Genomic DNA, 25,440 nt, shown 5'->3' with positions numbered 1-25,440 from the left:
TAATTTTAAATCAGAATAATGGAAAGAGTTTTTGCAGAATATCTTATCGAAACGCCTTATGAAGTAGAACAGGCTGCGGCGGTTTTGGCGGGTGAGCAATCATCGGGGACATTTGTTTCTGTTCCGGGTGAAACCGAAGAATTGAAAAAACGTTTTGCAGCCAGAGTGGAAGATATTCAATTATTGGATTTGGCAGACGAACCATCCATTCCCGGAGGAAGTATTCCCGGAAAAAAATACCAGAAAGCAAGAGTAAAAGTAAGCTGGTCGGTAGAGAACTTTGGTTATAATCTGCCGGTTTTGATTAGCACTTTACAAGGGAATTTATACGAAATCACACAATTTACCGGTTTAAAACTAATGGATTTTGAAGTGTCGGATTCTTTTCAAAATCATTTCAAAGGACCGAAATTCGGAATCAAAGGCTCCAAATTATCCTGTGGCGTAACCGACAGACCAATGATTGGAACCATTATAAAACCAAGTATTGGGATGAGTGTGGAGGAAACAGCCACTTTGGTAAAATCATTGATCGATGCCGGAATCGATTTTATCAAAGACGACGAATTGATGGGATCGGCTGCGAATTCTTTTTTTGATGACCGTGTAAAAGCGATTATGAAAGTCATTCGTGACAACGAACAAAAAACAGGTAAAAAAGTGATGTATGCCTTCAATATCAGCGATGAAATTGACGAAATGCAACGAAAATACGATTTGATTGTAAAAGAAGAAGGAAGCTGTGCGATGATCAGCATCAACAGTGTCGGGCTTTCGGGGACAAAGAAAATTTGTGATCAGGGCGAACTCGTAATTCACGGCCACAGAAACGGTTGGGGAATGCTGAATCGACATCCGTTGTTGGGAATTGAATTTCCTGCTTATCAAAAAATACAACGTCTGGCAGGAGTCGATCAACTGCACGTAAACGGAATCCAGAATAAATTTTGGGAATCGGACGATTCGGTGGTGACGTCGATAAAATCCTGTTTGAAACCCTTTTTGGGAGGAAACGAAATCTTACCTGTAGTGTCTTCGGGGCAATGGGGCGGACAGGCCGTAGAAACGTATCGAAGAACCCAAACCACCGATTTATTGTATATGGCAGGTGGCGGAATTTTGGCGCATCCAATGGGACCAAAAGCCGGAGTAAATGCGTTACAGCAAGCTTGGACAGGAGCCGTTGACGGTTTGTCTGTGGAAGAAACGGCCTTGAAATATCCAGAATTTGCAGCATCGGTAAAGAAATTTTCGAAATAATGAAGAGCGATAAATTGCTCTTAGCCTATTATGGCGACGATTTCACGGGTTCTACGGATGCCCTTGAATTCCTGACATTGGCTGGAGTGAAAACCGTTCTCTTTCTTCGAAAACCGGGGCAAAAAGATTTAGATCGTTTTCCGGGAATTCAGGCAATTGGTCTGGCTGGAAAAAGCCGATCGATGTCGCCTTCAGAAATGAAAGTGGAACTTTTTCCGGCTTTCGAAAACCTGAAAAGTTTTGAACCAGCACATTTTCATTATAAAGTCTGTTCCACTTTCGATTCTGCGCCACACGTTGGAAACATCGGAAAAGCAATCGAAATTGGAAGCGAGGTTTTCAATCAAAAAACAGTATTGGTTTCCCCATCAGCACCGCATTTGGGACGGTTTTGCGTTTTCGGAAATCTGTTTGCCCGAATGGGGACTATCGGAAACGGCGAAATTTACCGTATTGACCGACATCCATCGATGAGTAAACATCCTGTTACGCCTGCATTGGAAGGTGATTTGACGATACATTTGGCAAAACAAACGGAGAAACCCATAAGTCTTGTCAATTTAACGACCATTGAAAAAGGCTCATCAGCAGTTCTCGAAGCAGTTGCCGATAACAAAGCCGAAATTCTGTTTTTCGACGGTTTCAATTTGGATCATCTCAAAACCATCGGGAGTATTTTTAACCAATTGGCAACCGAAAAAACATTGTTTTCAGTAGGTTCATCCGGAATTGAAATGGCTTTGGGGTTGGATTGGAAGGACAAAAAAGTCATTGGAAATGAAACAGCATTTGAATCGGCTGGAGAAGTTTCGCCCATACTCGTTTTATCGGGAAGCTGTTCTCCTGTGACATCCAGCCAAATTGAATATGCCCTAAAAAATGGATTTCTGGAAATTTCGTTAGAAAGCAAGGCTGTCGATATTCAAAATCAGGAGGCAATTATTAATAAAACCGTTGCCCAAATTATTGAAAATTTCAGTAATGGTAAAAGCACGATTCTGCACACGAGTACAGGTTCAAATGATCCTCGTATTGCCGAAACTGAAGCTTATTTTATGGCAAAAGGTTTTACGACAAATGAGATTCAGAAACAATGTAGTTCGATTTATGGCAGTGTTTTGGGACAAATTGCCAAAGAAGTGCTAAAAGCTGTTCCACTTAAAAGAATCCTTTTTGCAGGTGGCGATACGTCAAGTTATGCTGCATCCGAATTGGATATTCTGGCATTGAAAATGATTGCGCCATTGGCTCCGGGAGCGCCGCTTTGCAAGGCAGTTTCGGATAATGAATGGGTAAATGGAATAGAAATGAATTTTAAAGGTGGCCAAGTAGGCACCGCCGATTATTTTATAAAAGTATTAAAAGGAGAAAAATTATGAGCGCAAAAGTTTTAGGTTTCGTACATACATCGGCAACATTGGTTCCGTTGTTTCAGCAATTAAGCAATGAGTTTTTAAGTGGAGTGGAAACCTTCAATATAGTTGATGACAGCTTGATAAAAGACGTGATTAAAAAAGGAAAATTAATGCCAAATACGGCTGCGAGAGTTGTGAGTCACGTTCAGGCTGCAGAAGCTGCGGGTGCCGATGTAATCCTGGTAACCTGTTCGTCCATTGGCGTTGCAATTGAAACGGCCGCAACATTGGCAACAGTTCCGGTAATTCGCGTAGATCAGGCGATGGCGGATGAAGCGGTGCAAATCAGCAACAAAATTGGTGTTATTGCCACTTTGCCCACGACTTTGGAACCAACCAGTGATTTGGTCAGAAGAAGAGCCGAACTGGCAGGCAAAAATGCAACTATTACTTCCAAATTATGCGAAGGCGCTTTTGAAGCCTTGATGAGTGGAGACGCAGCCAAACACGACGAAATGGTAGCCAAAGCCTTGAAAGAATTAATGAAAGAAGTTGATGTGATCGTTTTGGCGCAAGCCTCAATGGCAAGAGTTGTCGATGGTTTGAGTGCCGAAGAAAAACTAGTGCCGATATTGGCAAGTCCGGCCATTGCCATGAAAAAATTGGCGGAGCTTTATTTTTAAATTGATTTTCTGCTATAACTAACCAACCAAATTAACCAACCCTTTTTATGCGTAAATATTTTCTCTGGCTTGCTTTAGCCTTTTTCTTGATAACCAGTTTTGGACTTTTTCAACAAGTGGATTCCCTTTGGAAAACAACACTCATTTTAGCTTTTGCTAGTTTGTCTGTTGGAATTGGATATGTTAAAATTTTAAGTGGTTATCAATACACCTTTTGGATTATCACTGCCGTATGTGCTGGATTGTTGTATCCGGAATTTTTCCTGCACGTGGGCAGTTTCGATATGCGGAACAAATGGCTCATCCTGATTATCATTCAGATGGTAATGTTCGGAATGGGAACGCAAATGAGCATCGAGGATTTCACTGGAATCCGAAAATCCGGCAGAGGTGTGCTGATTGGTTTGCTGGGACATTTTACCATTATGCCGATTATGGGTTTTTTGATTGCCAAGACTTTTGGTTTCGAACCCGAAATCGCGGCTGGAATTATCCTGATTGGTTCGTGTAGTAGCGGATTGGCTTCTAATGTGATGACTTATATTGCCAAAGGAAATTTGGTTTTATCCGTTACCGTAACGGCAATGTCCACCTTGATGGCACCAATTATGACGCCGTTCTTGATGAAAATATTTGCAGGTACTATGGTTGAGGTACATTTTTTCAACATGATGATGGAAATTATCAAGATTGTACTTGTGCCACTCGTTGCGGCAATGGTACACGATGTTTTGAAAAATTATGGAATTGGAGCAAAAAGAAAAATAGTTGTTTTGACTATATTGTCAACGCTTTGGTTGGGTATAGTTTTGCTCTTTGGTAATTCTTTCGAATTCGCCGAAGACAGTGCAGCTGTTCATATCTTGGAAATCGTGAACTTCTTGTGCGGTGCATTTATTGTGGGTTCGTTGTATCATTTATTGTATAAAGTATTGCCGAAAATAGACGCAATTATGCCTTATTTCTCGATGTTCGGAATTATCTATTTTACCTTGGTAACAACAGCAGCGGGAAGAGATAATTTAATCCAGATTGGATTTTTGCTTTTTCTGGCTTCGGTTTTGCATAACGGAGCGGGCTACTTTTTTGGGTATTGGCTGAGCCGTGCAAGTGGTTTGGATGTAAAAAGCAGCCAGACCATTGCTTTTGAAGTAGGATTGCAAAATGGTGGAATGGCTTCGGGATTGGCTGGTTCCATGGGAAAATTGGCAACGTTGGGATTAGCCTCTGCCGTGTTTAGTCCCTGGATGAATGTTTCGGGTTCTTTATTGGCAAACTATTGGCGGAAAAAGGATGATAGAGACGAAGTTGTTTCCTGATTTTTCTATGATTTTATAAAAGAGAAACCCCGCTTAAAATTGCTTTAAGCGGGGTTCTTCATTTATTGGAGAAGATGATTATTTTTTGATAATCTTTTGGGTAAACGAACCTTGGTCGGTTGTCACTTTTACCAAATAACCTCCAGAAGTTAGGTTGCTTACATCGATATAATCTACAGCATTCGAAATGGATTTTACCAAAGCTCCCGTCAAGTTGTAAATTGCAACAGTATTTATTTTCCGGTCTGAAGAAGAAAAATACAATTGGTTGGTAACCGGATTTGGGTACAAAGTCAATTTAGCCACTTCAGTATTATCATTTAAACCTAATGTGGTATATGAGGTTTTCATATAAAACAAGGCGTTTTCAGAATTTCCTCTGGCAATATTATGAGTGCCAGCAAGAAGATTAACGGTAATTACCCCTCCAGTATTAGGTGCAACTGCAGCCGTAGCGGTATAAGTAGTGTTGTCAATTTTTATTGTACTTCCTGCAGTAGCAAATAATAACATTAATGTGCTTGCTTGTGAAGTTGTATATGTAATAGCGACTGCTGTATTTGTTTTTATACACTGAGTTAGTGTTGAACTTCCATAAACAACAGTTCCTTTTGAAGTTGAAAGATCTCCACTAATGGTATAGAATGTATTAGTTGTTCCTGATGCAGTGAAATTATGTATTTGGTCACTAGGAGTGGCGCTTCCAATTGCGATGGTTCCAGTTAGTGTTACCGGTGTTCCAGAAGTACCGTTAGTAACAACTGAAAAAGACACGTCAGCTGTTGGAATTCCTGAGATGGTGGTTGTTTTGGCTCCTAGATTTTTTACGGCACTAATTCCTGCTGCATTCAATACTGTCAATTCAGGTACATTGGCATCGGTTGCATCGCCACCCCAAGTATATACGATGTTGCTAATGGCAGTGCCACTAGCCACCGTTTGGTTGGTGTTGCTGGTGGAAGTTAGTGTCTGAGTGTTTTCTCCTTGTACGTAAACCAATCCAGAGGTATAAGTAGTTAAAGCGGTCATCAATGCGGCATTTACTTCAGACGAAGTATCATCAACAGCATTGTTAAAGGTCCATTTTAAATCACCTCCAGAAATACGACCTGAATATTGAATCACTTTGTTTTTGGCAACTGTAGGGTCATCTATGGTTAAATTTTTCACATATAGTGCTGGGTCGGTGTCGAAGTTATTGTACGCATTGGCTCCTGATTTAGAAGTAATGCTACTGCTAATCACTTCTCCTCTGGTTGAAGTTTCAATGGCATCAAATTCGACAGGATAGGTAGTGGCATTATAAGGAACATAACGGGTTTGTCCGCTCATGGTATTGTTGAATGCTTTAATTGTTCCTCCGGCTTCGCCTGAAAAAGTGCCTTCTGCTCCGCCATATACATCAGTTCCCTGCATAGAAGTAAGCATAGGATATTTGCAATTACGGAAAAAATTCCCTTCCATAAATACTGATGAACCCAATGTTGATCCAGCTCCGTATTTTGAATTACCATCGTAATAATTATTGTAAACGTGGGCAGAATAATAGCGAACGCGTGGGTGACGAGAATCAGAGTGGTCATACCAGTTATGATGGTATGTAATGTATAATCCAGCTGTTGTTCCTTCACTTAATCCCAAAAGATTGCATTTTCCTGAATCCAAGAAATGATTGTAGGAGAACGTTACATAAGTTGATTTTTTGCAATCCATTGCGCCGTCACCTTTGGCTTGATCGGCATCACCGCCTGCAGCTCCGTAAAATAAATCGCAATTGTGTACCCAAATATGGTCATTGGCTTGTTGTAAACCAATATTGTCGCCTTCATCTGCATTGGTAAGCATGAATCCAAGATTGCGAACTTCAATATTCGATGCTGTTTTAATGCGGAGTCCCCATCCATTGGCAACAGCATCAGATCCAACACCTTCAAAAGTGATAGAACCGGATGCGTTATTTTTGTTTTCAATTACGACATCTCCTCCCATTGGGTCAGCAGGGTTAACTGTACTTGATAAATCAGTAATGTTTCCTATTAATCGAACGACCAGCGGACGATTGTCCGAACCCTTTTTAAATCCATCCAAAATGGTTTGCAGACCTACACAAGGATTTGTAGTAGCACCCGTCACGTTCAGGGAAACGGTATTTTTTGTGTTTTGGGTAATGTACAAAACCACCGCTCCACTTTTTAGAGTGCCATCAATATTGTACCCTCCTGGAATTCGACCACCTTCAAAAGCAAAACCGTTGCGGTCGTGCGCTAGAACGTTTATATTGGCTGTTGTTGTTCCAGTTCCTTCAACGCTCGCTGTCACAGGTTTTACCGTGATAGTGTAATTTCCTGCTGCCAGGCCTAAAACATCTGCACGAAAATAAGTATTGTAACGACGGATAAGCTGTGTGTCAATTTTCACATCGGTTTTTCCGACACCAGTATAATAAACATTGTAGCTGTCCGCTCCGGCAACGGGTGACCATTTCACGAAGGCAGATTCCATCCATCCACCAGTTTCGGTAATGGTGACTTGTGACCAAAGGTTTACCGATGCAAAAAGGAGGCTAATGTAAAGTAGAAATTTTTTCATAATTTTTCGTTTGGTTTGGTTTTTAAAAAATTCCAGTATTTATAATGATACTGATTTCGTTGCGCAATCGATTACGCTAAAGTAGAATAAAATTAGTGTATTGCAAATATTTTTAAAATAAATTATGAAATCTGTTTTTTTAATGAAGTAAAAAAATAGATAATATTATTTTTTTGTAAGTTATTATTTGTTTGTTTCAATCATCCAATTTCAATTTCTGTTTTTTGTAAAGGCAGTCAAATTAGGCTTAAGGGCGTGTTTGATGTTGGTTTTGATTTTTAATTTTTAGATTTTCAAAAGAATTTCTTTTTGGATTTATGCATAAATGTTAAAGTTTTTCAATTTACACTATTTCTTACATCATTGAGTCTAAATTGTAATCGATTGCGCAGTACATAATAAATGTTGTTTTTACACAAATATTTTTTAGAAATATGTGCTAAAAAAGAAAACCCAAGGCAAGACTCAGTGTAATACTGTTCTTGCCTTGGGCTTTTGGAAATAAAGAATAGTTGAGTTTATTCAGGCTTACTCTCCACCGTTTTTACTTTGTGTCCAATCACTCCAAAATAAAGAATCACCAAGAAACAAACCAATGGAATGATGTATCCCGCTTGAATATCATCGTGCTTCATGTCGATTAAAGTTCCCATTCCATAAGGAAGAATGGCGCCTCCAACGATGGACATAACCAACCACGAAGAACCAGTTTCAGTATTGGATTTTAATCCCACCAGTCCCAAAGAGAAAATAGTAGGAAACATAATCGACATAAAAAAACCTAATCCACCCAATGCATAAATAACGACCATGCCTGTTCCATAAATGGCAACAACACAAAGAAGAACACTTATTACACAATAAATGGAAAGCAAAATATAATCTTTAATGAACTTTAAAAAGAAAGTTCCACTAAAGCGACCCGTCATAAATAGTAAGCCATATATACCAAGGTAATAGGCGGCTGTTTTTTCATCTAACCCGGCTTCTTTTTGAGCTATTCGAACAAAAAAACTGGTTACACAAACTTGTGCTCCCACATAAAAAAACTGTGCCACGACTGCCCAGCTTAAATGAGAAAACTTTAAAACGGAGAAAAATCCAGGTTTAACTTCGACCTCTGTATGTTGTGGTTTCATCGATGGCAAATGCATAAAATAAAACAAGATGGCCACCAAAACCAAAATACTTCCCAAAATGATATAAGGCAATTTTACTGCAGCGGCTTCTTCCAAAAAATAAGCGGCTTTTGCTGCTTCAGGCATGGCTGTCATTTGTTCTGGCGTATAGTTTACTCCCGAAAGTATAAAAACGCCTCCCAAAAAAGGAGCTATGGTTACGGCCAAACCATTAAACGAAGCAGCCAAATTCAATCTATTGGAAGACGATTCTGGAGGGCCTAATATGGCTGCATAAGGATTGGCACTGGTTTCAAGAATTGTTAATCCACAACCAATTACAAATAAAGCAAATAAGAAAAGTTCGAAGTTTGTGCTATTCGCAGCTGGTACAAAAAGAAATGCTCCTGCGGCAAAAACTAATAAACCAGTAATGATACTGTTTTTATAACCTATTTTTTTAATAATCATCCCGGCTGGAATGGCCATTATAAAATACGCAAAAAAGATGGACGTGTCTATTAATGTAGATTGTCTGTTGTTGAGCTGGCAAGCTTTTTTTAAATGCGGAATCAAAATACCGTCTAGACCGTGCGCCATTCCCCAAAGGAAAAATAAACTGGTAATTAAAATAAAAGGCAAAAGATATTTTTTTCCATTTCCTACTCCTTCTTCTGTCGGCACTTCGTGTTGATCGCCCATTTGATTCGTTACTTGCATAATTATGATTGTGGTTTTAAGGTTATACCTTTAGTTAATATGTTTTAGTTTAATACTTCTAGTATAATGCCGTTGTATATTTCATTTAGTTCTCCCTATAGCCATCGGGATTATTGGACTAATTTGAAATAACTAGCGGTATTATTTCTTTTTTACCAATAATAGGTGGTCGCACACCATGACCACTTCGCCTCTTTGGTTGATGATTTCGACATGCTCAGTCACGGTGCCCATTTCGGGTCTTTTGGCTTCTCCTTTCTCGGAAATCGTGATTTCGGAATGGATGGTGTCGCCAATGTGTACCGGTTTCACGAATCGCATTCGATCGTAGCCTTTCGAAAAAGCTTCAGGATTGATTTCGGATGCGGTCAAGCCGATGCCAATGCTGAAAACCATTGTTCCGTGAGCAATGCGTTGTCCAAAAGGTTGTGTCTTGCACCATTCTTCATCCATGTGATGCGGAAAAAAGTCACCGGTGTGTCCTGCATGAACGACAAAATCGGTTTCGGTTATGGTTCTGCCCAAAGTTACTCGCTTTTCATTAAGTTGGTAATCTTCGAAAAAAGTGGATTTGAAATACATAGTTTAGTTTTTTAGTCCTTAGTGATTAGTCCTTAGCTAATTACTAAGAACTAATCACTAATTACTCTGTTTATAATTCGTCTAATGAAACGCCTCCATTCTTGTTGCTGATGTAGCAAGCTTCAACCACTTTCATCGTGTCGAGAACATCTTGCACGCTGGCCAATAATTTATCGTCGGAACCTTCCTTGAAACGCATCAAATTGGACATTGTCCCAATAAAAGCTTCCGGAAACCACGAACCTTCCAATTCTATTTTCTTCCATTCGTATGCGCCTTCTTCATTGGGTAATGCAATTTCAAACTCGTCGGGCAGACCGTCGGGATAATTCATCAACAAGCCCATTTTGGCTTTGATAGCTCCCTTGGTTCCTTCCCATTTGATGTAGCTTTCTTCGTGTTTTGGACCAAAATGGTGATCGTGATTGGTGTTGATAACCACGCGCATCGCTTCGCCATAATTCAAAATAATCGAAGAACGACAAGAGGATAATTTTTTCAAAGGATGATGGCTTGTTTTGGCATAAACTCCTTTGGGATTTCCCAAAAACGAACGAATGCAGTCAATGTAATGCACGCTGTGAAAAAGGATTTCCAATCTTGGATGTTCCTTGATAAGCGGAAACAATTCCCAAGGCGTGTTCACGGTAACTTTAACTTCCAAATCATACAAATCGCCAATAGTTCCTTGATTGATTAGGTATCGTGCCGCACTTACAAAAGACGCAAAACGCAACTGGAAATTGATGGCTGCGACCAATTTTTTTCGTTCACAAACCGCCACGATTTCACGAGCCTGCGCCAAATCATTACCCATCGGTTTTTGGATAAGAACCGCAGCACCGTCAGGCAATTGTTCCAAAATTTCGATGTATTGGTCGGGCAAAACCGTAATGTCGTAAACGGTATTCGAAGGAGCATTTTTCACGGCTTCGGCAACGTTTTCAAAAACATTCGGAATGCCAAATTGTTTTGCCATATCCTGTGCTTTCGAAAGTGTTCTGTTCGTGATGCCAAAAACGGTAAAACCGGCCATTTCATAAGCAGGCAAATGGGCGTCTTTCACGATGCCGCTGGCCCCAATGATGATGATGGGCTGTTCGGTTTCGGGCAATAAAGGTTTATAGGGAATGTTCATTTTAAACAATGTTTTGAATGGTGATTTGTGTTTCTTCGACTAGTTTTTCGGATGGAATGTCGGTTTCCAATGCTTTCAATATCATTTTGTCTATCAATTCGGCGACTTTTGGCCAGATTGGAGTTTGAGGCAAGGTCAAAGCCTTTTCGTGCAAGAGTTCCAGTTTGTGATAATATGGAATGGTTTCGTTGATTTCGGCATCGTTCCAAGTCGATTTTCGGCAACCAATTCCACCTTCTATCGTCAACAATTTATCGCTTTCGGGCGAGGTGGCAAATTGAATAAAATCATAAGCCAGTTTTTGGTGCTTGCTTCCAGTGCCAATGGTGTACAACCAATACACGTTCAAGGAGGCGGTTTCGTGGTTTTCGTCGTGCGGCAATTCAGCAATATCGACTTTGCCCTTCACTTTCGATTCTTCGATGACTTCACACATCGAGGCAAAACCAAACCAGTTGATGGACATCGCCACTTCTCCTTTGGCGAAAGCCATTCCCGCTTCAACCGAACCAAAATCTATCGATTGGGGATGAACGACCTTCTTGTTGTTGGAAATTTTCCTGTAATAATCCAAAGCCGCAACAGCTTCCGGGTGGTTGATGTCTATTTGATTTCGGGAATTCAACAAGGAACCTCCTTTGGTCCAAAACAACAAACAAAAAATGAAAACCATATTGTGTCCGTCGGGATAATTGGCAAAAACACAGCCGTAGAGATTGTCTTTGGGTCTGTTGAAAAACTCGGCTATTTGGGTGAATTCCGTCCAGGTTTTTGGAGGATGCAATTCATAGCCAAACTGCTTTTTGAAATTTTGTTTTTCGATTGGATTTTCAAACAAATCTTTTCTGTAAATCAAGCATTCCGGCCCATCGTGAAAAGGCAATCCATAAGTTCCATTGTTGATTTGCTGTAAATGCAACAAGGATTGGTGCCAACCTTCGGGATAATTTTGTGGCGCATTTTCGGCAATTAATGGGTTTAAATCGAGAACTGCTTGTTCATTCGCAGCATCAAAAATCCAATCCGTGTTGAGGTGGGCAATGTCCCAATCGCCATTTTTTAATCCATTTTGTGCAATGGTTTCTTCGTACAAGTCGTTCAATTCCAAAGGAATCATTTCGGCTTCCACGTCGATATTCTTTTCCAAGCAAAACAAGTCCCACAGCTTTTGCAAGGTGCTTTCAAAAGGGTCGAATTTTCGGATGGCGATTCTTATTTTGTCCATTAGCAATCAATAAATTCATTAATAATCCGCTCGTTGTCTTGCCCTAATTTTGGAGAACCTTTGCTTGATGTAAAGTATTCACCATCAATTTTTATGGGACATCGGGTCGTTTGATAGGAATAGCCATCCAGCATTTCTACTTTTTGCGTGAATTCCAAAACTTTAAATCCTTCTTCGGCAAAAAGCTCTTGGTAGTTCAACACTTTGGCACACCAAATATCGGCTGGTTCTAAAATATTCAACCAAAACTCGGTATTTTGTGTAAGCAAATGTGTGGCCAATATATTCTTGATTTCGTCTCTTAATCCAAATTTATTCTCGGGAAATTGCAACAGCGCATCGCATTGTAAAAGTTCAGCCAAAACAGGAATGGAACCCATTGCCAAAGCTAAAAAGCCATTGTGGGTTTTGTAAATGCCGTAAGGTGCACCCAAATAGGCGTGGGCATTGTTGCTTTTGGTTCGAATTGGCAATTCTCCGCCATCGTTGAAATAAGTTGTAATGGTTTCGAACTGAAAATCGAAAGCCGATTCCAGCATACTCACCTGAACCAATGCGCCGATGTTATGGGTAACTTTTCGGTACAAAGCGGCCAAAATTCCTTGTGCCAAATGCGCTCCAGCCAACATATCCACAATCGACAAACCCATAGGAACTGGGCCGTCGTCTTGATTGCCGCTCAACCAAGTCAAGGCCGTCATCGATTGCAGCAATAAATCTTGTCCCGGCAAATCTTTCAAATCGGGATGATTGCCGTAGCCGGAAATCTCGGCATAGAGTACATTGGGATTGATTTTTTTGACATCGTCATAACTCAAACCCACTCGTTCCATCACTCCGGGTCTGAAATTGTGCATTACCACATCGGCTTTTGCCAACAATTTTTTTAATTTTTTGAGTTCATCGGCTTGTTTGAAGTCGATGGCAAAGGATTCCTTGTTTCGGTTGATGGTATGAAAAATGGACGATTCGCCATTCATTATCAAATCCGAAGTATATAAAGTTCGGCAGATGTCTCCAGTGCCGGGTTTCTCAATTTTGATGACACGAGCGCCCAAATCCGCCAATCGTAAACTGGCCGATGGTCCAGAAAGGAACTGGCTAAAATCTACTATTAAATAATCTTCTAATGGTTTCATTTTAATTATTTAAAAATTGTTCGTGTATCTGTAAATTATCTTCTCCCACTTTGGGTGCCGCTTTTGAACTGGCTAAAATTGCTCCGTCCAATTGAATTGGGCTTCGGGTGGTGACCAATGTTTCTCCCTCCGAATTTTTCACGGTTTGTTTCAATTGTAAATCCTTCACGAAAGGTTGGCTGTCTAAATCATTGTAATTTAAAACTTTTCCACACCAAACGCCTTTGCTTTGCAATATGTTCAACCAATAATCAGATTTTTGGGTGCTTAATCTGGCAGCCAATAATTCTCTTATTTCATCCCTCGAAGCGAACCATTGGTGCTTGTCGGCGTATTTTTCTAGATTAATTTCCAATAGGTTTCCAATGAAAAGCAAATCACCCATTGCCAAGGAAATATAGCCGTCTTGGGTTTGGTAAACGCCATACGGAGCACTCAAAAATGCGTGGGCACTTCCTTTGACATCGCCTCTTTCGGGCAATTGTCCGCCGTCATTCAAAAAGGAAGTAATCGCTTCGAATTGAATATCCAAAACCGATTCGAGCAAACTCACTTCGACTTGAACACCTTTTCCCGTTTTGGCTCTTTTCAACAATGCGGTCAAAATTCCTTGAACGAAATGATTGCCGCACATTAAATCGGCCACAGCCAAACCAAAAGGAACGGGTTCCTGGCTTTTTCGTCCGTTTAACCAGCTTAATCCAGAAAGCGATTGCAACAATAAATCTTGTCCCGGTTTTTTTGCCCAAGGACCTTTTTCGCCATAACCCGTAATGGTTCCGTAGATTATTTTTGGGTTGATGGTCAAGGCATCTTCAAAAGTCAAGCCTATTTTATCCATTACGCCCGGACGGAAATTATGGGTCATGATATCTGCCTTGGCGATTAATTTTTTTACCAAAACTAAATCTTCCGGGTTTTTTAAATCGGCTGCAAAGGATTCCTTGTTTCTGTTGATGGTGTGAAACAGCAAACTGCTTTCGTCGACAAAAAGGTCTTTGATGCTGAGTTGACGGCAAGCTTCGCCTTTTATGGGGCGTTCAATTTTGATGACTCTGGCGCCTAAATCGGCCAATTTTAATCCCGCGGAAGGTCCTGCCAAAAACTGGCAAAATTCCAATACGACTAATCCTTCCAGTGGTTTCATTTCGCTTGCAAGTTTAAAGACTTCACGTAAAGTGCGTTCATTTCGGATAAAACCAATTCTTCGTTGCCGCCTTTCATCAAGTAATCACGAACGACATCACCGGCGTGGTCTTGGAAGTACATATGCCCGGAATATCTCGGACGCAAGAAAGCGCGTTCCAAAGCCGGCAAGGTATTCTTGAAATAATCGTGTGTGATTCCGTTGATTCGGTCGCTTTTCCAAGCTTGCAAATGTCCCGGTTGTCCGCCGTTGTCGGCAAAAATATTTTGTTGCACTTGGGACGAACCCGTGAATTCCGCATATTTGATTGCTTCGGGAATGTGTTGGCTAAACGAAGAAACCGCCAATCCGGTTCCGCCCAAAGAGCTAATCATCGGCTGGTCATTCAATTTTACCAAGTCATAGAAATGAAGCAAGTTTTTGCTGTAGCCCATTCGGGAATAATTGGAATAGCCGTAAGCAAAAGGGCAGTAGGTAATTTCGTCCGAGTTGACCATTGCTTCATACACTTGGATAGGGTTTCGATTGAAATTGGCGGGATCAATTAGTTGTGCCAATTCCCTGAACAATTGCAAGGCCTTTGTTCCTGTTTCCACCGAAATTACTTTTTCTTGAGATTGAAATGGGGCTTCGCCCAAACTGCAGCAATACATATAGAAACTCATCAATACATCCACCGGGATTCCTGCAAAAGCGACCAATCCTTTTTTGGCCAAAGCCAATAAATCCTCATAGGTTTCAGGAACTGTTAATCCTTGTTTTTCCAAAATATCCAAACGTACCGATGCCACCGGAGTTGCTGCGTCTATTGGCAATGCCCATAGTTTGTCGCTAAAAACGTAACTTCCGTAGGAGTGACCAACGGTATTTATTTCTTGGTCTTTGATGTATTCGGCAGAAAGATAATCGGATAAAGGAAGGATGGCATTGGTGTGCGCACCAAAACCCGTCCAAGGATGGTCAATAACCAACAGGTCGAATCTTTTGGCCAAATCTTCGATGGAAGCTTCAGCAAATTCTTGTAAACTTCTTTTCTCCCAGCTAATTTCGATTTCTGGATTCAGCTCCGTAAAACGTTGAGATGTAGCCACCATTGGCAATAAACCTCTGGTGTGGTTCCACGTAATCCCTTTCAGTTTTTTCATTTTATTTTCTTGTAATTAATGTTGATGGTGTTGCCCAAAACGGCATAAAACCACAATGGTAATTACAAATATAAAAATAAGATTGGATTACGCAATCGATATAAGTGTAAATGAAACACTTTTACTGGTGACTGTTGATAAAGTTGTTTTTTAGAAAGAAAATACGGTGATAAATTTTAGGTGTTTAGTTCTATTTGGAGTATAATCGAGATTTTATAATGTGTTGTCTTGAAAAACTAAAGAAGATTTATTTGTTAATTTAGCTTATTTGTAATTTGGTTAAATGCGTCTAATTGATTGGCTTGTTGCAAAGCCGAAACGTTGGAACGCAAGCTCAATCGAGTAAACACATGAATGTCGGAATCCATTAATTGGACATCAATGTGATTTCCTGTACTTGTTTTTAAACCTTTGTAAATTAATACTGTACTTGTCGTACTCGCAACTGGATCGTGCAGTGAATGAAATGCTTTCAAATAAGTTCCTGTAGGAAGCGTCATTCCGTCTTCCAGTCCTTTACGTACAGTTTTCATTACATCATTCAGTTCGTTGATTGTTTCATAAGGTCTAAATCGATACCAATATTTATTTTCTTGTGTGCTTTGATCCGATTCAACATAAACCAACATTGGGCCAACAATACTTGTAATGGATTGTAGTTTGCTGGAAGGAACAACTATGGGGTCAATTAGAAATAAATTTTTAGGATGTAGGTGAGAATTAAAATAGCCCGATTTTACTAATTCCAGAATCAATGTTCCTCCTGTTGATGAGCCGGCCATACTGATTTTGGTGTAACCCAATGCTATTAATTTTTCGTATTCATCAGTAATGGCAGAACGCCAGTCTTCCCATTTTGATGCTTTAAAAGAGTTGTAATCCCTGCCGTGTCCGTCCAATAAAACTTGTGATATTCTATAGGTAGATTCATTCGACCAATCTTTGAATTCTTGCCATTCAAAAGTGGTGGCAGAATAACCATGAATTACGAGTATAATATGCTTGTTTAAATCGTCGGTCGTTGGAACAGGATATTTTGCCGATACTAAAAATTGTTCAGGATTATATAATGAAGGGTCAAAGATGACATCGCCATCGAGCAAATCATCCGTAATGTCAGGGCCACCACACGAATAGAATAAAGTTGTGAAAGCAAACAGGAAAAAGAGGCTTAATTTATTCATTGTTTTATTTTTTAAACAGCGTGTAATAAATGTCAAAATGAAAGCACAAAGGCTGCAAAGTCCCTGGAGAGTAGCCTTCTTTTGCAGTAATGATATAAAATCCAGTACCAATATTCAACGAGATTGGGGCTTTTTTGAAATCATAGGTAAAGCCTAATTCAGGGGAAAAAAGAAAAGAAGTATTCGGAACTTCATCGAAAATATCTTCTTCTAAATCCGAATAAAAATAACCAAGGTTTAATCGGGTCACAAAATGATAAGGCTTGCTTTTGTTGAATAACCAACTGCCCGAAAACAGGTAACTGTCTTGTTTAATGGCGTTCGAATTATAGGCAGAACCTAATCTGGACGTTACATAATCGAACCCAATAAAAAATTGGTTGGGTTTAAATTTTGCAAATGAATATTGGGACGAAATACCATTTTCCCAATACATCTCTTGGGTTTTCTGTATGCGGACACCGACTTTGAGTGTTTGAGCCTGGGTAATGATGCAACAAAAGAGGAATGAGGCTATAATTATTTTTTTCAATAGTGGTTGGTTTAAGTTAGTGTTGCAGAATCTTGGAATGTAAAAAATTTATGTCGAAAGTATGTAATTTATTTTAAAACAGGCGTTTATGTAGTGGATATTTTAAAAAAAAAGCTCCTAGACTTTTGAAAGTTAGGAGCTTTGAGTTTAAGTGGGAAGGACTATTTATCATTATAATGTCCCAAGGCGGAAATTATAATGACTACTACTTCGTGATCGATAATTTCATATACTAATCGGTCTTTTTTGTTAATTTGTCTAGACCAAACGTTAACGTCTTTATATTTTAGTTTTTCGGGTTTGCCAATTCCGGTGGTTGGATGGGTTTCTAATTCTAGAAATATTTTTTCAATTTTTGAAAGATCCGTTTTCTTGCCCGACTTTTTTATTTTTGACAAATCAGCAAGTGCTTCTTTGCTTATTTCTATTTTATATCTGCCCATATATTTTTGGTATCTACTTTGGTGTAGTTTTCTTCTCTATAAGCAGGATTTTGAAAATTTTTATGGTGTTTTTCTAACCTTTCGATTATCTCTGGATTTGTAATTTCATTGTTTTGCTCAATTACTTCCACATCAAAAGCTTTCAAAATTTTTTTGATGATTGAAATTTGAGAAATGTCTTTTATGTTTACAGTAAGTGTAGTCATTTTGATAAGTATTCAATTAGGATACAAAGATATAAAATATTTGAGTTTGTTGTTTATTATGATATAGAGAGGTTTCGAAGAGATTGATTTTTAATTTTTTCTAATTCATCTTCTTTTGCTTCTAATTCGTTAATGTCAAAATACCTATTAAACATATCAAAACCATATAAAGGAATAACATCCATCATATATTCTGCTGTCTTTTTTTCATTGGATTCATAAAAAATAAATAGAGGTAAATAAGGTGTTGTTTCTAATAGTTTATATCTAGTAGTGCTAATGCAGTATTCAAGTTCTTTTCTGTTTTCAGATTTCATTTTGGATCCAAAAATTATTCCCGTTAATTGTTTTTGGTCATAATAGAAAGTTCTGTTTCCAACGAGTCTTTTTGCTGGTCCTGATTCTGTTATGGAATCAGTTAACAAATCATAATGAATAATTCTGTATTCCTTTTCGTATTTCCAGCTTTTATATTTTATAAGAAATGAATTTTGTTTTTGTTCCCAATGTTTTGATTCTTCCTCTTTTGTTGTTGTCTCGCCTAATAAACTTGGCATTGTATAGAAGCCGTTTGTTTTTATACATTCCTTTTTATATTTCACTTCTTTTAATTCATATTCACTATCTAGATGTTTTTTTAGTAGATTATTTCTTTGGATTTTATTGTTTTCAAAATCAAAAATTAAACAAAATCCTGTATGATAGTTTGCATAATGAGACCACATAATTGGGTCATCACATCCTTTAGAAAATGAAGCGATATAGCAATGTCCTCCAGCATATTTAAAAATGAAATGTTTTAATTTTTTTATAAAACTTTCAGAAATGGCAATCGATTCAGTAATACGGATTGTGTCTAATACAATGTCTTTAAAATCTTTTGAATCTATTTTTTCTATTAACTGATCATAAAATAATTTTTCGGAAGCTAAAAAATTTACTATTAAATCAACATTTATATGACTTAAATTTAAAACACCAAAGTTTTGACTTAATATACGTTTTGTTAGGTTTTTATACCTTTCAAAATCACCTTCGAAAAAAGACGAATTTTTAGTGTCATAAGGATCATTGAGTTGATCTTTATCTACAAAGAAAATTTCACCATATTGAAGCTCCTTTAGAGATATTGGACTATATGTTCTAAATCTAAAAAATGTAGTTGAAGAAATTATACTCATAAATATCTTGTTGTGTTGATTAAAAAAAAGGAATTTTAATTCATTCAAATATATTAAATTTTTCACCACATATGTCAATTATAAATCCTCAACCGCGTGAGGGATAGCAGTGAAAATCCTTTATGTTTTTCCTTTAAAAACATAAAGATTGCAACGAATAGCCCGACCCGTATTTTTTACGAAGGGTCACGCCCAAAAACAAAAAACCCTCACATTGCTGCAAGGGTTTTTATCGTAATTTGGATATCAAAAATCGTATATCGACTAGTATCTGTAATATTCTGGTTTGAATGGGCCTTCAACAGGAACTCCAATATAAGCAGCTTGATCGTCACGTAAAGTTTCCAATTCAACGCCTAGTTTGGCCAAGTGCAAAGCAGCCACTTTTTCATCCAAGTGTTTTGGCAACATATAAACGTCATTGTTGTATGCCGCGCTGTTTTTCCACAATTCGATTTGAGCCAAAGTTTGGTTGGTGAATGAGTTACTCATTACAAAACTTGGGTGACCTGTAGCACAACCAAGGTTTACCAAACGGCCTTCAGCCAAAATGATGATGTCTTTTCCAGCGATTGTATACTTGTCAACTTGTGGTTTGATTTCGATTTTTGAAGCACCGTGGTTTTTGTTCAACCAAGCCATGTCAATTTCGTTGTCAAAGTGTCCGATGTTACAAACAACAGTTTTGTCTTTCATTTGCTCGAAATGACTTCCAAGGACGATATCTTTATTTCCTGTAGTTGTAATGATGATGTCAGCATTGGCAATAACAGTATCTAATTTCTTCACTTCATAACCGTCCATTGCAGCTTGTAAAGCACAAATTGGGTCAATTTCGGTAACCGTTACAATAGATCCAGCACCTCTGAAAGAAGCGGCAGTTCCTTTTCCAACATCACCGTATCCACAAACGACAACTCTTTTTCCAGCCAACATCAAGTCAGTTGCACGACGTACAGCATCTACTGCCGATTCTTTACAACCGTATTTGTTGTCAAATTTCGATTTAGTAACCGAGTCATTAATGTTGATTGCAGGCATTGGCAACGTTCCAGCTTTTACTCTTTCGTAAAGTCTGTGAACTCCAGTTGTAGTTTCTTCAGACAATCCTTTGATTCCAGGAACCAATTCAGGGAAACGGTCAATAACCATGTTCGTCAAATCTCCACCATCATCAAGAATCATGTTCAATGGTTTTCTGTCTTCACCAAAGAATAAAGTTTGCTCAATACACCAGTCAAAAGATTCTTCGTCTAGCCCTTTCCAAGCATAAACTGAAATTCCGGCAGCAGCAATAGCAGCAGCAGCCTGATCTTGAGTAGAGAAAATGTTGCAAGAACTCCAAGTAACTTCAGCACCAAGAGCAATTAAAGTTTCGATCAAAACGGCAGTTTGAATCGTCATGTGCAAACATCCGGCAATACGAGCTCCAGCAAGTGGTTGTTCGTCTTTGTATTCCGCACGAAGTGCCATCAAACCTGGCATTTCAGCCTCAGCCAATTCAATTTCTTTTCTTCCCCAAGCCGCTAGAGAAATGTCTTTTACTTTGAAAGCCACATAAGGCGTAGTCGTTGTACTCATATTTTATTTTATAGTATATTTGTAATTACTTCGTCCGTTCGCCTTTTAGGCTAGGGTGTAAAATTTTTTGCAAATTTACGTAATAACTTTATAAATTAAAAAGCATTCGGGAACATTTATGAATTGTTTAATCCCGTAATCGAAAGTATTTAAGATTGTAGATTAACGATTTAGGATTTTTGATTTAAGAAAAACCAAACAAAAGAGGTGTTGTTTAAATCTTATTTGAATTCAAATCTGAAATCTAAAATCTGAAGTCTAAAATCTGAAATCTAAATGCCTTTATACAAAACCATAAACTTCAGTCCCACAACCCGAATCCTGATTTGGGAAATAACCGAATCCTTCGAGGAACTCTTGGGAAAAGTAGTTTTAAAAGAAAAAACCCAGCTTCGATTAAACGGAATGAAATCTGAAATGCACCAACGCGCCTTTTTGAGCGTGCGCATGTTGATACAAGAAATAGGTTTTACCGACCACGATTTGCATTATGATGAATTTGGAAAACCTTATTTGAGTCCGAATAAATGTCACACTGAGCCTGTCGAAGTGTCCATAACACATTCACATCATTTTTCTGCCATTATTATCAGCGAAGAAACTGTGGGAATCGACATCGAATTGCAACGCGAAAAAATCATCCGCATCGCCGATAAATTCGTGAATGAAAAGGAATTGAACCGTTTGCAACGTTTCGATGCCGAAGATTACATCAAAAAACTAACTGTGAAATGGGGCGCCAAAGAAGCAATTTTCAAAATCCGAAACGAAAAAGGGATCAGTTTTAAAGACCATATTCAAGTTAATCCATTTGAAATAGGAGATAAAGAAACAATCGCATTTCTTGAAATGGAAAACATACAGCAACAATTCTGTATTTACTTTGAAGAATTCCAAGGATTTACTTTAGTTTACGCTTTCGAAAAATAAAAAAATCCGTTTCATCCGTGTGCCAAATATGACAAACATTTACAATAACATTCTACAATCAAAAGCCAATGACGAGAAATTGCTCGCAATTCTCCTCGATCCCGATAAAATCGATTTGAAGAATGTCGAAACCTTAATCGAAAAAATAAATCTATCTCCGGCCACGCATATTTTCATTGGCGGAAGCCTTGTCGAATCGAAAATTTTGGATGAATTGGTAATTCTTCTAAAAGAATATATTGATTTACCCATTATTTTGTTCCCAGGAAATCCATCCCAAATTTCTGCCCACGCCGATGGAATTTTATTTTTATCTCTTATATCTGGAAGAAACCCGGATTATTTAATAGAACATCAAGTCAACGCGGTGCCAATTCTCAATCAAATGGATTTGGAAGTGATTTCAACAGGATATATGCTAATTGAAAGCGGAACGGAAACCGCCGTGGAAAGAGTCAGTAAAACAAAACCATTAGATCGCAACAATATTGAATATGCTGTTCATACCGCCCAAGCAGGCGAAATGTTGGGCAACAAATTCATTTATCTCGAAGCGGGAAGTGGCGCAAAACAAGCCGTTCCGCTGGAAATGATTAAAAAAGTCGCCCAAAACATAGAAATTCCGTTAATTGTTGGAGGAGGAATTATAGATTTGTGGGGAATTCAAAATGCTTACGATTTCGGCGCCGATTTGGTGGTTATTGGAACCGCTTTTGAAAATGACGTAAATTTTTTCAATAATATAGAACTTGCATCTCGACTTCGCTCGATCTGATATATTTAATAATGTATTTTTTGTCTAGCCGAGCGCAGTCGATGGACTTTCAAACCAAACAAAATGATAGAATTTTTTCTAAATGCCTATAAAAATGCTTCAACAACCCAAATTGTATTGGAATTTGCCGTTTTTGTATTCGGAATCCTGAGTGTTTGGTTTGCCAAAAAAGAAAATATTTGGGTGTACCCAACAGGTTTGATTGCCACAATAATTACGACTTATTTGCTTTTTGTCGCAGGTTATTTGGGAGACATGATGATCAATGGATATTTCTCCATTATGAGTGTTTACGGTTGGTACAAATGGGCGCGAAAGGAAAACGAAGCCGATGTTGTTGCTATTTCGAGAACCAACACTAGAGAAAAAATAATAGGAATTGCGTTGTTTTTTGTCACCATTTTGGTGGTTTTCGGGATTTATAATTTCTTTGATTATGAGATAAAAAAAGACAACTATATCGATATATTTGCATCGGGAATATTTTTCACGGGAATGTGGTATATGGCCCTCAAAAAAATCGAAAACTGGACACTTTGGATTTTTGGTGATATCATTGTGACGCCTATATATGCATATCGCGGATTGGGAATGTTGTCTTTGCAGTATTTAATTTTTACAATTTTGGCCATTTCGGCTTATTTAGAATGGAGAAAAATCTTAAACAAGAACAATCGGAGATAGTTAGAATTGCCCTTTTTGGTCCGGAATCAACCGGAAAAACTACTTTGGCAAAACAACTTGCCGAGCACTTTAACACGGTTTGGACTCCTGAATTTGCACGGGATTATCTTCAAATGAAATTGGATAAAACGGGACAAATTTGTGATGTCAACGATATGTTGCCGATTGCTTATGGCCAAACCAAATTAGAAAATGACAGTCTTTCGATTGCGAATAAATACCTTTTTTGCGACACGAATTTAATGGTGACCAAAGTGTTTTCTGAGGTATATTACGATTTTTGTGACCCACTTTTGGACAAAGCCGCAAGAAAACACAAATATGATTTATTTTTTTTGACAGATATTGACGTGCCTTGGGAAAAGGATGATTTGAGGGACAAGCCTGAAGATCGAGAATCGGTTTTTGCCGTTTTCAAGCAGACATTGGTAGAAAACAATAAACCTTTCATTACTCTTTCAGGAGACAAGGAATTCCGCCTGGAAAAAGCTATTTCTATTATTGGTGATTTGGAAAAAGCCCACAAAGCAGGATTTTCTTCGTCAGATTTTGTTCAAATTTACGAGCATGGAATTTCACTGGAAAACATTCAAAAGCAATTGACTATTTTCAAAAAAGGAATTTCAAAAACAGTTTTGGTTGAAGCAGCAAAAGTATCCAATGGTATTTTGAAACTTTCCGAAAATGACTTTCAACAAAAAGCCGCCTTTTTTGACGCCAATAAATCCAGTTTAAAACTAAAAAAATTCGTTCCCGCTTCAGGTGCTGCCAGTAGAATGTTCAAGTTCTTGAGTGAATTCCTGAATAATTTTGACATTGAAAAAGAAAGTATCAACGCTTACATCAACAGAAAAAAAGATAGTGAATTGTCCATCTTTATAGTCGGGATGAATAAATTTCCATTCTTTGAAGAGGTATATTTAAAGTTGAAAGCAACATTTCCAAATTTCGACAATTTGGAAAGAGATTACAAAAATTATTATTTCATAAAACTTCTCTTGTCACCTGATTTTTTTGATTTTGCCAATAAACCAAAAGGAGTGCTTCCGTTTCATGAATATAAAGACCATATAGCAACGGCTGTAGAGGAGCAGTTGCACGAATGTGCGTTTTACGCCAGTTCAAACGGAGTCTCGAATTTGCATTTTACCGTGTCGCAAGCGCATCAAAGTCAATTTGAAAATATTATAGATGCCGTGAAAAGTAAAGTGGAAGAAGAATCGGCAACTGTCATAAACACAAGTTATTCTTTTCAAAATAAAAGTACCGACACCATTGCGGTTGACTTAAAAAACAAACCTTTTAGGGATAAGAAAGACAAATTATTATTCAGACCCGGCGGACACGGCGCATTGATCGAAAATCTAAATAATTTGGATGCCGACATTGTTTTCATAAAAAACATCGACAACGTTATTCAAAATCATGTCGAGAGCATTGCCTTGTACAAAAAAGCATTGGCTGGAGTTCTGGTGGAATTGCAACAAACCATTTTTAATTATTTGAATGCAATTGATAATGGCGGCTTGGAACAGTTGGATGAAATTATTGGTTTTGCCAAAAATAAATTGAATGTGGTACTTATTGATGATTTTTGGAAATATACTTTGGAATACAAAATTAGTCATCTCAAAAACATTCTTGATCGACCGATTCGAGTTTGTGGAATGGTGAAGAATGAAGGCGAACCTGGAGGTGGACCATTTTGGATTCAGGATTCGAAAGGTACAGTTTCCTTGCAAATTGTCGAGTCTTCGCAGGTGGATTTGACGAATGCCAATCAAGCCGAAATTTTGGCCAGTGCCACTCATTTCAATCCTGTGGATTTGGTTTGTGGAATCCGAAATTATAAAAACGAGAAATTCGACTTGACTCAATTTGTAGATCACAACAGCGGTTTTATTGTCGAGAAAACCCAAAACGGAAAACCATTAAAGGGTTATGAATTGCCGGGCTTATGGAATGGTGCAATGGCAAAATGGACAACTGTTTTTGTCGAAGTTCCTTTGATAACCTTCAACCCTGTGAAAACGGTGAACGATTTATTGAAAGACGCACACAGACCATTATAGTTTTGGAAACTGAAAAAATCATATCCGAATTACAGTATAAAGCCGTCCGAAGTAGTGGAGCAGGCGGTCAAAACGTGAACAAGGTTTCCTCGAAAGTGGTGCTGTCTTTCGACTTGAAAAATTCGCAAGCCCTGTCGGAAGAAGAAAAAGTCTTGTTGGAAAATAAATTGGCCAACAGATTGACATCGGAACAAATCCTGATTTTGAATTGTGACGAAGACCGAAGCCAACTCAAAAACAAGGCCATTGTAACCAAGCGGTTTCTAGACATCATCACCGCTGGACTTCATGTTCCAAAAATCAGGAAAGCCACAAAAATTCCAAAATCGGTTATCAGAAAACGAATCAAGGATAAAAAGAGTTTATCCGACATCAAAAAATCCCGCAGAAAACCAGATTTTTAGTAGTAAGAATGAGCGATTAAGTAGTGTG

Annotated in this window: 23 protein-coding genes; 9 read left to right on the top strand and 14 right to left on the bottom strand. The window is 38.4% G+C overall.

Translation table 11 applies throughout. From position 1 onward, the window contains the following. Positions 1–18 precede the first annotated feature (18 nt). Genes BUC16_RS00870 through BUC16_RS00855 form a run of 4 tightly spaced genes read left to right on the top strand, consistent with a single transcriptional unit; the run spans position 19 to position 4,617 of the window. Positions 19–1,260, top strand: a complete 1,242-nt coding sequence (locus tag BUC16_RS00870; protein WP_073367231.1) for a ribulose-bisphosphate carboxylase large subunit family protein — start codon at positions 19–21, stop codon at positions 1,258–1,260. Next, a complete protein-coding gene (locus BUC16_RS00865) occupies positions 1,260–2,639 on the top strand; it encodes a four-carbon acid sugar kinase family protein (RefSeq protein WP_073367230.1) in 1,380 nt (459 codons plus the stop codon). The genes BUC16_RS00870 and BUC16_RS00865 overlap by 1 nt, the downstream gene beginning before the upstream one ends. Beyond that, entirely contained in the window at positions 2,636–3,298 is a 663-nt protein-coding gene (locus BUC16_RS00860) for an aspartate/glutamate racemase family protein (protein WP_073367228.1), read from the top strand. Before BUC16_RS00865 ends, BUC16_RS00860 begins: the two co-directional genes overlap by 4 nt. A 47-nt stretch (positions 3,299–3,345) precedes the next feature. Next, positions 3,346–4,617, top strand: coding sequence for a bile acid:sodium symporter family protein (locus BUC16_RS00855; protein WP_073367227.1), 1,272 nt, complete (start codon positions 3,346–3,348; stop codon positions 4,615–4,617). Between the two features lie 78 nt (positions 4,618–4,695). Here the strand turns inward: BUC16_RS00855 and BUC16_RS00850 are convergent, their stop codons facing one another. The 14 genes from BUC16_RS00850 to ahcY all read right to left on the bottom strand — a co-directional run bounded on the left by BUC16_RS00850 (position 4,696) and on the right by ahcY (position 20,547). Further along, positions 4,696–7,206, bottom strand: coding sequence for a pectate lyase family protein (locus tag BUC16_RS00850; protein WP_073367225.1), 2,511 nt, complete (start codon positions 7,204–7,206; stop codon positions 4,696–4,698). 518 nt (positions 7,207–7,724) lie between these two features. Then, complete coding sequence (gene fucP, locus BUC16_RS00845) at positions 7,725–9,044, bottom strand: L-fucose:H+ symporter permease (RefSeq protein WP_084546064.1); 1,320 nt, start codon at positions 9,042–9,044, stop codon at positions 7,725–7,727. Positions 9,045–9,185: 141 nt separating this feature from the next. Beyond that, positions 9,186–9,626: a MaoC/PaaZ C-terminal domain-containing protein gene (locus BUC16_RS00840; RefSeq protein ID WP_073367223.1), complete on the bottom strand. Its 441-nt coding sequence runs from the start codon at positions 9,624–9,626 to the stop codon at positions 9,186–9,188. Positions 9,627–9,696: 70 nt separating this feature from the next. Next, on the bottom strand, positions 9,697–10,764 hold the full coding sequence (locus BUC16_RS00835) for a Gfo/Idh/MocA family protein (protein WP_073367222.1): 1,068 nt from the start codon (positions 10,762–10,764) through the stop codon (positions 9,697–9,699). Position 10,765: 1 nt separating this feature from the next. Continuing rightward, entirely contained in the window at positions 10,766–11,989 is a 1,224-nt protein-coding gene (locus BUC16_RS00830; protein WP_073367220.1) for an ABC transporter substrate-binding protein, read from the bottom strand. Next, positions 11,989–13,128, bottom strand: coding sequence for a CaiB/BaiF CoA transferase family protein (locus BUC16_RS00825; protein ID WP_073367219.1), 1,140 nt, complete (start codon positions 13,126–13,128; stop codon positions 11,989–11,991). The genes BUC16_RS00830 and BUC16_RS00825 overlap by 1 nt, the downstream gene beginning before the upstream one ends. A 1-nt stretch (position 13,129) precedes the next feature. Next, complete coding sequence (locus BUC16_RS00820) at positions 13,130–14,275, bottom strand: CaiB/BaiF CoA transferase family protein (RefSeq protein ID WP_073367217.1); 1,146 nt, start codon at positions 14,273–14,275, stop codon at positions 13,130–13,132. Next, entirely contained in the window at positions 14,272–15,420 is a 1,149-nt protein-coding gene (locus tag BUC16_RS00815; protein ID WP_073367216.1) for an ABC transporter substrate-binding protein, read from the bottom strand. The genes BUC16_RS00820 and BUC16_RS00815 overlap by 4 nt, the downstream gene beginning before the upstream one ends. 254 nt (positions 15,421–15,674) lie before the next feature. Continuing rightward, positions 15,675–16,604 (bottom strand): alpha/beta hydrolase, encoded by a 930-nt coding sequence (locus BUC16_RS00810; protein ID WP_073367214.1) that lies wholly within the window; start codon positions 16,602–16,604, stop codon positions 15,675–15,677. A gap of 4 nt (positions 16,605–16,608) precedes the next feature. Then, a complete protein-coding gene (locus BUC16_RS00805; protein ID WP_141226050.1) occupies positions 16,609–17,136 on the bottom strand; it encodes a hypothetical protein in 528 nt (175 codons plus the stop codon). A 161-nt stretch (positions 17,137–17,297) separates the two neighbouring features. Then, on the bottom strand, positions 17,298–17,579 hold the full coding sequence (locus BUC16_RS00800; protein ID WP_073367211.1) for a Txe/YoeB family addiction module toxin: 282 nt from the start codon (positions 17,577–17,579) through the stop codon (positions 17,298–17,300). Continuing rightward, positions 17,561–17,785 carry a DUF2683 family protein gene (locus BUC16_RS00795; protein ID WP_073367210.1) on the bottom strand — a complete coding sequence of 75 codons (225 nt, stop codon included), beginning with the start codon at positions 17,783–17,785 and terminating at the stop codon, positions 17,561–17,563. Before BUC16_RS00795 ends, BUC16_RS00800 begins: the two co-directional genes overlap by 19 nt. 56 nt (positions 17,786–17,841) lie before the next feature. Then, on the bottom strand, positions 17,842–18,966 hold the full coding sequence (locus BUC16_RS00790) for a DUF2971 domain-containing protein (protein ID WP_073367208.1): 1,125 nt from the start codon (positions 18,964–18,966) through the stop codon (positions 17,842–17,844). Positions 18,967–19,230: 264 nt separating this feature from the next. Further along, on the bottom strand, positions 19,231–20,547 hold the full coding sequence (gene ahcY, locus BUC16_RS00785; protein WP_073367207.1) for an adenosylhomocysteinase: 1,317 nt from the start codon (positions 20,545–20,547) through the stop codon (positions 19,231–19,233). A 276-nt stretch (positions 20,548–20,823) separates the two neighbouring features. On the opposite strand from ahcY, the gene BUC16_RS00780 reads away from it, so the two are divergent. The 5 genes from BUC16_RS00780 to arfB all read left to right on the top strand — a co-directional run bounded on the left by BUC16_RS00780 (position 20,824) and on the right by arfB (position 25,412). Next, positions 20,824–21,477 (top strand): 4'-phosphopantetheinyl transferase family protein, encoded by a 654-nt coding sequence (locus tag BUC16_RS00780; protein WP_073367205.1) that lies wholly within the window; start codon positions 20,824–20,826, stop codon positions 21,475–21,477. A gap of 28 nt (positions 21,478–21,505) precedes the next feature. Continuing rightward, entirely contained in the window at positions 21,506–22,252 is a 747-nt protein-coding gene (locus tag BUC16_RS00775) for a phosphoglycerol geranylgeranyltransferase (RefSeq protein WP_073367203.1), read from the top strand. Between the two features lie 63 nt (positions 22,253–22,315). After that, positions 22,316–22,936, top strand: a complete 621-nt coding sequence (gene pnuC, locus BUC16_RS00770; RefSeq protein ID WP_073367202.1) for a nicotinamide riboside transporter PnuC — start codon at positions 22,316–22,318, stop codon at positions 22,934–22,936. Next, positions 22,900–25,008: a DUF4301 family protein gene (locus BUC16_RS00765; protein ID WP_073367200.1), complete on the top strand. Its 2,109-nt coding sequence runs from the start codon at positions 22,900–22,902 to the stop codon at positions 25,006–25,008. Before pnuC ends, BUC16_RS00765 begins: the two co-directional genes overlap by 37 nt. Before the next feature lie 2 nt (positions 25,009–25,010). Beyond that, the gene (gene arfB / locus BUC16_RS00760; protein WP_073367199.1) at positions 25,011–25,412 is read left to right on the top strand and encodes an alternative ribosome rescue aminoacyl-tRNA hydrolase ArfB; all 402 of its coding nucleotides are present in this window, start codon (positions 25,011–25,013) and stop codon (positions 25,410–25,412) included. Positions 25,413–25,440 lie beyond the last annotated feature (28 nt).

It is taken from the genome of Flavobacterium fluvii (genome assembly GCF_900129545.1).
Lineage (GTDB): Bacteria > Bacteroidota > Bacteroidia > Flavobacteriales > Flavobacteriaceae > Flavobacterium > Flavobacterium fluvii.
The sequence above is the reverse complement of the archived record's forward strand: the minus strand, read 5'-3'. Positions and strand labels throughout refer to the sequence as shown.